The sequence below is a fragment of the Candidatus Thermoplasmatota archaeon genome (genome assembly GCA_035540375.1).
Classification (GTDB): domain Archaea; phylum Thermoplasmatota; class SW-10-69-26; order JACQPN01; family JAJPHT01; genus DATLGO01.
The window spans coordinates 1-1,667 of sequence record DATLGO010000026.1 but is presented as its reverse complement, the minus strand read 5'-3'; the positions used below and the strand labels follow the sequence as shown (position 1 = coordinate 1,667).

The following is a 1,667-nucleotide window of genomic DNA, read 5'->3' as shown; positions in this document are numbered from 1 at the left end:
GAGGCGTACCAGGACCTCCGCAAGCGCGTCGGGCGCACCTTCCCCATGCTCATCGGCGGGAAGGAGGTCACCTCGTCGCGCACCTTCGACGACCTCGACCCCTCGACCGGCGAGGTCATCGCGCGCTTCCCGAAGGGCACGGAGGCCGACGTCGACGCGGCCGTGAAGGCGGCGAAGGGCGCGCAGTTCGCGTGGGAGCAGATGGGCTGGGAGAAGCGCGTCGCCATCTTCGAGCGCGCGGCCGAGATCATGCGCGAGCGCCGCCCGATGCTCGCGGCCCTCATGGCCATCGAGAACGGCAAGAACCGCATCGAGGCCTACTACGACGTCGACGAGGCCATCGACTTCCTCAAGTTCTACGCGTGGCACATGCGCCAGAACAACGGGTTCGTCGTCCAGCTCGGGAAGCCCTTCCCGGACGAGACGTGCGTCTCCGTCATGCGCCCGTGGGGCGTCTTCGCGGTCGTCGGGCCGTTCAACTTCCCCGTGGCCATCCCGACGGGCATGACGACGGGCGCCCTCATCACGGGGAACGCGGCCGTCCTCAAGCCCGCGAGCGACACGCCCTGGACGGCCTACGAGGTCGTGCGCATCCTCCACGACGCCGGCGTCCCGAAGGACGTCCTGAACTTCGTCACGGGTGGGGGCCGCGAGGTCGGACAGACGCTCATCGACCACCCCGACACGGGCGGCCTCGTGTTCACCGGCAGCCGCGAGGTCGGCATGCGCAACTACCAGAGCTTCGTCGCCCGCAAGCCGCGCCCCTACATCGCCGAGATGGGCGGCAAGAACGCGACGGTCGTCACGAAGAACGCGGACCTCGAGATCGCGGCCACGGGCGCCGTGAAGAGCGCGTTCGGCTTCGGCGGCCAGAAGTGCAGCGCGACGAGCCGCATCTACGTGCACGAGTCGGTGTACGACGCCTTCATGGAGAAGCTCGTCGAGAAGGCGAAGAGGCTCCGCGTCGACCTCCCGTGGAAGAAGGAGGCCGACCTCGGGCCCCTCATCAACAAGGCGGCGGTCGAGACGTTCGAGAACGCCGTCGCCGAGGCGAAGAAGGCGAGCTGCCAGGTGCTCGTGGGAGGCGGCGTCCTCAAGGACGGCGAGTTCGCGAACGGGAACTTCGTCCAGCCGACGGTCGTGGCCGGCCTTCCGAACAGCAACAACGCGTTCCGCACGGAGTACTTCGTGCCCTTCGTCGCCGTCGGCACGTTCCGCGACAATGAGGAGGTCGTGCGCGAGGTCAACAGCGCGGACTACGGCCTCACCTTCGGCGTCGTCTCGAACGACCCGCAGGAGGTCGACTGGTTCTTCGCGCGCATCGAGGCGGGCGTCGTCTACGCGAACCGCGACCGCGGCACCTCCACGGGCGCGATGGTCGGCGGCCAGAGCTTCGGCGGCTGGAAGTTCAGCGCCACGACCGACCGCGGCGCGGGCGGCCCCTGGTACCTCCAGCAGTTCCTGCGCGAGCAGAGCCGGACCTACGCGTCGGGAATGCGTCCGCCGACGCGTTCCTGAGCCCGCAGGGACGTGCGAAGCGGGCCACGCTGCTGAGCGCCGCGAGCGCGCGTGACGCCGCGCGCCGCGCCGCCGGGCGGCGGCGACGGTGAGCTTGATGACGGGTGAGGACGTCCGCGGCCGGGCCGAGGCCATGCGGTTCCCATGAC

1 protein-coding gene is annotated in these 1,667 nt (G+C 69.8%); it reads left to right on the top strand.

All coding sequences use genetic code 11. The features are described from left to right. Window positions 1-1,518: aldehyde dehydrogenase family protein (locus VM889_03075; GenBank protein ID HVL47517.1), on the top strand; the 1,518-nt coding region annotated here is incomplete at its 5' end. Window positions 1,519-1,667 lie beyond the last annotated feature (149 nt).